This window comes from Nitrospinota bacterium, assembly GCA_035528715.1.
Taxonomy (GTDB): Bacteria; JADFOP01; JADFOP01; order DATKYB01; family DATKYB01; genus DATKYB01.
Genome location: DATKYB010000091.1, coordinates 1 through 7,330 on the forward strand (window position 1 = coordinate 1; position 7,330 = coordinate 7,330).

The following is a 7,330-nucleotide window of genomic DNA, read 5'->3' on the forward strand; positions in this document are numbered from 1 at the left end:
CACATAAGCAAAGTATCCCTTTTGTTCCATGATTTTTTTTATCATGTCAGCGGTTTTCAAATCATCTTCTACAATTAAAATTCTTTTCGTCGTTATTTGCATTCTTATTTATCCTTAACTAGAAAATCCAAAGTCTTCCACCATTGCCAGATCAGTATCCATCTCTATGATAATCTCCTCAATATCCTTTTTTGAAAGGTTAAGGGTTTGCCATGCCTCTTTATTGAGAGGAGGTACCCACCTATCTCCACTCTGTCCATGACCTATTCCCTTAACAAGAATATCTGCTAAGTGAATCATTGCTGTCTGTCGGGGAACCTTCTTAGCCAGATGAGGGGAATGATGGTAGGTGATAGGGTCTTTTAAATTATCAGGGAGATTCCATTTTTCACAAAGCCAGTTAGCCACATTGGCGTGGTTAAAATCCAATACCTTATTTTCAGCCTCAAGCATTGGCATTTCTTTTTCTTCGACTAATTCTAAAATCTTTTCGTATTTATCAGGCATGCTAACTTTTATGACTACCTTTCCTATATCATGCAAAAGACCGGCTACTGAGACTTCTTCAGGGTCTTTTTGATTCATTCTTTTGGCAATAATTCCTGATGTAATTGCTGTTCCAAGTGAGTGTTCCCATAAACCAACCATTTTTCCTTCCATCATATCAAAAACAGAAGCGCTCAAAACTAGCCCTTTTACTACATTGAAGCCGATAAGAACAAGACCATGAGTTACGCTGGATATTCTTCCTGGGAAACCGTAAAAGGCCGAATTGATAAGCTTAAGGACCTTGGCAGTAAGAACCTGGTCACTGGAGATAATCCTTCCAATATCTTCTGCTGAGGTGGTGGAGTTTTCCACCATATTACTAATTTTTTGCACAACGCCAGGGAGCGTGGGTAATCCCTTTATGTTCTCTATTTTTCTTCTGACAGTTATCGTATTCATTTTTTATCTTGAAAAGTTTCGGATTCGGATTTCTCTAGGTAGGCCTTTCTTTCTTCTTCCTTAAAGATCAGTTGTTTTTTGAATATTTCCTTTATTTCCATAAGAACAGGATCAGATGTCACCATTTTAAAACGCTCTTCCAACTCTTCTATTAAAACCTCGAGCGGTTCTGTTTCTTCTCCTTTAGTGGAAACAGGGGATTTTTCTACAGTCATCATCTCTATGATTATTTCTTCAATATCCTTTTTTGAAAGGTTAAGGGTTTGCCATGCCTCTTTATTGAGAGGAGGTATCCACATATCTCCACCTTGACCATGACCTATTCCCTTAATAAGGATATCTGCTAAGTGAATCATTGCTGTCTGTTTGGGAGCTATCCTAGCTAGACGAGGGAAATGATGATAGGTGATAGGGTCTCTTAAATTTTGAGGGAGATTCCATTTTTCAGCTAAAAATCCTCCAATCTCGGCATGTGTCAAACCTAAAACCACTTTTTCAGCCTTAAACATTGACATTTCCTTTTCTACAACTAATTTCGAAATCTTTTCGTATTCATCAGGCATGCTAACTTTTATGACTACCTTTCCTATATCATGCAAAAGACCTGCTTCATTGCCTTCCTCAGGGTTTTCTTGTTTAATTCTTTTGCCAATAATCCCTGATGTAATTGCTGTCCCAAGTGAGTGTTCCCACAAGCCAATCATTTTCCCTTCCATCATATCAAAGACAGAGGCGCTCAAAACCAGACCTTTTACTATATTGAAGCCAAGAAGAACGATCCCATGGGTTACGCTGGATATTCTTCCTGGGAAACCGTAAAAGGCCGAATTGATAAGCTTAAGGACCTTGACAGAAAGAACCTGGTCACTAGAGATAACCCTTCCAATATCTTCTGCTGAGGTGGTGGGTTTCACCACCATTTCACTAATCTGTTTTACTATACCTGGGAGGGTGGGTAATCCCTTTATGTTTTCTACTTTTCTTCTTATTGTATTTACATCTTTCATAGTTTATTATCCTCAAAAGTTTCGGATTCGGATTTCTCTAGGTAGGCCTTTCTCTCTTCTTCCTTAAAGATCAGTTGTTTTTTGAGTATTTCCTTTATTTCCATGAGGAGTGGTTCAGATGTCACCATTTTAAAACGCTCTTCTAACTCTTCTATTAAAACCTCAAGCGGTTTAACTTCTTCTCCTGGCATGGGAACAGGGAAGCCTTCTACAGTAATTGACTCTATACCTAAATTATCTAATCTTAGGAGTAAGGAATCAGTTAGCTCTGTGCCCTGTCCGCAGAGGACTCTTCCATTATCAGTAAGGACATCCTTGGCGAGTTTCATCCCTGATTTGGCCATATCTAAAGGTATCTTTTGCATTTTTATGCTCCAAAAGAAATTAAATCAGTCTTAATTTCTTAACTATATATCGGCTTAACCCCTTTTTATCTTTATAGGATAATTCCATACAATCAAAATTTAATTATTTGGTTTTTTGAAGATTATTGCTCAGACCATTCTAAAAATCGGTGAGTATCTTCCTCGTGACCAAACAGGGTTTTTATTCCTTTTTGATGAACCAAAAAATGAGCTGGTCTAGACAATAACTGGTCAAATGCATATCCTATGGGATAAAAGACATACCCCAAGAAACGTAAAGGATGTGCTGCGCTTTCTGGATCATATTCATCAGCAAAAGAGAGAGGAACCCCTGTTGCGGTAAAAAAGCAGACAATTAAAGATATGATTAATATTTTCTTCATTTTTTTGCCCCCTTTAAATAGTATTATCGTAAAAGGAGACGAATTTCTTGAGCTTTTTAGAGATATTTCTTTAAATTCAATGAATTTAACAAAGAATATCGACTGGAAATAATGCTGCTGTATGAGGGCAAGATGACCCTCATACAGCATATTTTGAAGCTACTTTGAAAGGATAGCATTCAGGTCTTCATCAGGGGTGGTTATAGGCATAATATTGAATTTTTCTACCAGAACATTGAGAATATTCGGCGTAATAAAGGCTGGAAGACTTGGACCAAGCCTTATATCCTTAATGCCGAGACAAAGAAGGGTCAATAAAATGGCCACAGCTTTCTGTTCATACCATGACAAGACCATAGATAGCGGTAGATCATTTACCTCGCATTTAAAGGCATCAGCCAAAGCACCTGCAATCTTGATGGCAGAGTAGGCATCGTTACACTGGCCAATATCGAGGAGCCTTGGTATTCCACCGATATCCCCTAGGTCTTTATCAAAGAAACGGAACTTTCCGCAAGCAAGCGTCAAAACCACACAATCTTTGGGCACCTTTTCAACAAATTCGGTGTAATAGCTCCGTCCGGGTTTATAACCGTCGCAACCACCCACTAAAAAGAAATGGCGTATTGCTTTATTCTTAACGGCATTAATGACCTTGTCAGCAACCCCCATCACTGCATTGCGTCCAAAGCCTGTAAAAACTGAGCGGCCGTTTTTATCCTCAGAAAATCCTGGCATCTCCAGAGCCTTTTTAATTATGGGTGCAAAGTTCTTGTCTGGAATATGGGTTGCTCCTGGCCAGCCTACGAGACCGGTAGTAAAAAGATTATCTTTATACGATTCTTGCGGCTTCTGGAGGCAGTTTGTGGTCATGACAATGGCACCAGGGAACTCAGAGAATTCCTTTTGCTGGTTTTGCCATGCTGTTCCGTAATGTCCGTAAAAATGGGAATATTTTTTCAGTTTAGGATATCCGTGGCATGGGAGCATTTCTCCATGTGTGTATACATAGATACCTTTTCCTTCTGTCTGTTTAAGGATCTCTTCCATATCCTTTAAATCGTGTCCAGAAACAAGGATTGCCTTGCCTTTTTTAACGCCAAGAGGAACCTTTATCGGTACAGGATGGCCATAAGTACCTGTATTTGCGGTATCAAGCAGTTCCATGGTGCGGAGGTTTGTCTCCCCGCATTTCAAAACAAGACCGACTAGTTCATCAGCGCTGATATCCTTCCTCAATGGAGCAGCCAGTGCTTCATGGATAAAAGCATAGACCGCTTCATCCTTTTGTCCTAAGATCTGAGCATGGTCAGCATATGCACAAAGCCCTTTTAAACCGTAAATCAGAAGCTGCTTGAGAGAGAGAATATCAGGGTCATCTGGCTCAGATTTGACTCCTACCTTTTCTCCCTGAGCCACTAGACCTCCCATAGTTTTTTCAGGAATGAATGTGGCCGGTCCCTCGGGAAAATCGATCTTTCCTCCTGCTGCTTTTACCTTTTCCTTGAGAGAATCCCTCAAAGAAACACATTCATTAATAACCTTAACAAACCTTTCAGGATCAAAGTCTACATTGGTCACGGTGTAAAACATCGCTTCACATGTAAATTTATTTACATCTTCATCGATAATTCCTACTTTACGGCCTTCGACAGCACTCTGGGACAGCCCTTTTAATACATAGATTAAAAGGTCCTGCAAGGCAGCTACTTCCGGCTTTTTCCCACAAACCCCAACTTGAGTACAACCTTCTCCTTTTGAAGTCTGTTCGCACTGATAACAGAACATAACCTACCTCCTTTGAAAATGGTTAAATTTTTTCTTCTTACAATAAATAATATAGAGCTATCGTCGAAATTCCTTGACTTAAATCAAATAGACGAAGATTTTTTTAAAATTACTTCAAAAAACCCTCTCTTTTCTATTAGTCATCGGTTTTAATTAATCAGGCAGTTTCCATGAAAGAATTTGTAAATTAACAGTTTGGGCTAGCGCATTCTATCGAATTAACGAGGGATACTGAATGAGTCGAGAAATTTTAGAAGAAGGTAAAAAGCCTTTAGAGAATCGCAAATAATAATGAAAAGATTACAACTTGAAAGACCCAACCAATCACACAGACAATTACAGCCCTGAGCGTTGATGTGTAATCAAGGGCTTGTCTAACTGCAATTATCATAGCTACAAGCATCCAGAGGGTGGCTACCATGAAAATAATCTCCTTAAGAAATGGGATGATACCCAGGATTCGAATCAATCCAGGGGAGCTCGAAAATCCAATGGTCCGTAATAGTTGCCCATAGTCTGCTTGTGTCTGGGCCTCAGGGAGAATTTTTGTACCGATGAGGTAGGTCAGGTAGGCCCAAAAAAACCACCCAAGAAGGGCTCCAATTGTGACTATGAAAAGTCCTCCTAATCCTTCTTTTGAAAGGCTCCCTATTCCAGCAGCTATGCTAGAGAGAACAACAACCATTATTGCCTGCGCAAAGGCTTCTTTGTCAGCCTCTATCTCTTCATAAACCTTGACATCTAACTTAGCAGCCCTGATAATCCGCTCGCTAAAACTGGCCATCTTTCCTCCTGAATTTATTTTTATTTAAATAGGGAATATAAGAACTCTTAAATAGTTATTTAATAAACTTTTATCAAAGAAATCATAATCCGTCAACAACATTTGACTTTTTAAAGCGATATTTATATTATCATCAAATTACTAAACACGACGATAATGCCGTCAATTTTCAAGGGTCCATAAATCATGCCAATCTTTGTAGTACAAAAGCATAAGGCTACTCATCTTCATTATGATTTTAGAATTGAAAAAGATGGGGTTTTGAAATCATGGGCAATACCCAAAGAACCTTTAGGCAAACATTTTAAGAGATTAGCTATAGAGGTGGAAGATCATGAACTGGATTATGCTAACTTTGAAGGAGAAATCGAAGAGGGTTATGGAAAGGGAACTGTTGAGATATGGGATAAGGGGGATGTTAAGATTAAGAATTGGGGAGGAGATAAGATTGAATTTGAATTAAATGGTAAAAAATTGAAAGGAAAATTTATTCTTATTCATCCAAAAAAATTTAAAGAAAACGAATGGTTGCTCATTAAGTAAAAAAATATTTAACCTTTAAATAATCAATAACATAAAAGTAAATTCTTCTACTCTTTGTTTTAAAATAAATCAATAATCTCTATTAAAGATCGCTCTAATTTTCTGAAAATAAAAGGTAAGTTTAAGAAATAGATCAATGATAAAGTCCCTTTTATCCATTAAGTTATCTGAAAATAGGGTTCAATGTAATATTTGCCAGAGGAAATGTATTATAAAAGATGGTGAAAAAGGCTATTGTAAAACACGTGAGAATATAAAAGGGGAACTTTATTCTCTTATTTATGGAAAGGTCGCCTCATTTTCTGTTAATCCTATTGAAAAAAAACCGATTTATCATTTTTATCCTGGAAGTCAATGGTTATCTTTAGGTTCATTAGGATGTAACTTTTTCTGTCCTGGGTGTCAGAACTGGGAGATTGCCCATATAATAAGAGGAGAGATGAAGATAAGGGATACCCAATATATATCCCCTGAAGGCTCAATTAATATGGCAAAAAGGTATCATTGTATAGGTATATCCTGGACATTTAATGAGCCAACAATCTGGTTGGAATATACCCTAGATAGTGCAAAGATAGCAAAAAAAAACAATCTCTATACAAACTATGTTACCAATGGCTATATTACTGAGGAAGCCTTAGATACTATTGGGCCATACTTGGATATATTTAGGGTCGATATCAAGGGATTCTCACAAAAAACGTATAAAAGAATCGCAAATATTCAGGATTTTCGTGGAATACTTAAAGTAGTAAAGCGAGCACGAATGAAATGGAAGATGCATATAGAGATTGTCACAAATGTCATACCGGGATATAATGATAATGAATTGGAAATCAAAGAGTTAGCTAAATGGATTAGGGATGAACTGGGTAAAGAGATACCATGGCATATCACTCGCTTTTATCCGTGTCTTGATTTGTCATATCTAAAACCAACTCCTATTTCACAAATGGAGAGATTCAGAGAAATTGGTCTGGAATCAGGATTATTGTATGTATATCTAGGAAACGTTCCTCACCATCCAGGGGAGAATACTTATTGCTCTAATTGCAAAAGGATGTTGATTAAGAGAAGTATTCTTGAAATCAAAGAGATAAATATAGCGGATGGAAAATGCCCTTTTTGCGAGCAGACGATTTATGGAAGTTTTTAATATAAAAAGGGAAGGTATTAAAGAATTTTAATACCTTCCCTTTTTAATTGGAGGAAAAGAGGAAGTAATTGAGAAAGTTCTTTTTCTTTTCTGTTTATATAGACACTGTATCCTTAAAAAAGTTCCATAAATTTAATATATTAAATTATTTAATTTCCAAATCGGTGTTATTTTGTTACGATATTTAACAATTTTTGTTATAGAGAGATTTCATTCTTGACAAACAAGATCAAGATTTGTTAAATATTTTTTCTTTTATTATATTCAAAATGAGAAATTTATTAATCAGGAGAAATTAAATGAAAAAAAAGTATGTCTATTTTTTTGGTGCAGGAGAAACAGAAGGAAATACAAAA

At 37.0% G+C, this 7,330-nt stretch carries 8 protein-coding genes; 2 read left to right on the forward strand and 6 right to left on the reverse strand.

Going from position 1 to position 7,330, the window contains the following annotated elements; all coding sequences use genetic code 11:
- Positions 1-114: 114 nt before the first annotated feature.
- The 6 genes from VMW81_06635 to VMW81_06660 all read right to left on the reverse strand — a co-directional run bounded on the left by VMW81_06635 (position 115) and on the right by VMW81_06660 (position 5,275).
- Positions 115-948, reverse strand: coding sequence for an HDOD domain-containing protein (locus VMW81_06635; GenBank protein ID HUU50616.1), 834 nt, complete (start codon positions 946-948; stop codon positions 115-117).
- The gene (locus VMW81_06640; GenBank protein HUU50617.1) at positions 945-1,955 is read right to left on the reverse strand and encodes an HDOD domain-containing protein; all 1,011 of its coding nucleotides are present in this window, start codon (positions 1,953-1,955) and stop codon (positions 945-947) included. Before VMW81_06640 ends, VMW81_06635 begins: the two co-directional genes overlap by 4 nt.
- A complete protein-coding gene (locus VMW81_06645; protein HUU50618.1) occupies positions 1,952-2,320 on the reverse strand; it encodes a hypothetical protein in 369 nt (122 codons plus the stop codon). Before VMW81_06645 ends, VMW81_06640 begins: the two co-directional genes overlap by 4 nt.
- A 122-nt stretch (positions 2,321-2,442) precedes the next feature.
- Positions 2,443-2,703, reverse strand: coding sequence for a hypothetical protein (locus tag VMW81_06650; GenBank protein HUU50619.1), 261 nt, complete (start codon positions 2,701-2,703; stop codon positions 2,443-2,445).
- Between the two features lie 159 nt (positions 2,704-2,862).
- Positions 2,863-4,491, reverse strand: a complete 1,629-nt coding sequence (gene hcp, locus VMW81_06655) for a hydroxylamine reductase (GenBank protein HUU50620.1) — start codon at positions 4,489-4,491, stop codon at positions 2,863-2,865.
- Between the two features lie 271 nt (positions 4,492-4,762).
- The gene (locus VMW81_06660; GenBank protein HUU50621.1) at positions 4,763-5,275 is read right to left on the reverse strand and encodes a YIP1 family protein; all 513 of its coding nucleotides are present in this window, start codon (positions 5,273-5,275) and stop codon (positions 4,763-4,765) included.
- Between the two features lie 186 nt (positions 5,276-5,461).
- On the opposite strand from VMW81_06660, the gene VMW81_06665 reads away from it, so the two are divergent.
- Both VMW81_06665 and amrS read left to right on the forward strand, forming a co-directional pair.
- Positions 5,462-5,818, forward strand: coding sequence for a DNA polymerase ligase N-terminal domain-containing protein (locus tag VMW81_06665; protein ID HUU50622.1), 357 nt, complete (start codon positions 5,462-5,464; stop codon positions 5,816-5,818).
- A 136-nt stretch (positions 5,819-5,954) separates the two neighbouring features.
- The gene (gene amrS, locus VMW81_06670; GenBank protein ID HUU50623.1) at positions 5,955-6,974 is read left to right on the forward strand and encodes an AmmeMemoRadiSam system radical SAM enzyme; all 1,020 of its coding nucleotides are present in this window, start codon (positions 5,955-5,957) and stop codon (positions 6,972-6,974) included.
- Positions 6,975-7,330 lie beyond the last annotated feature (356 nt).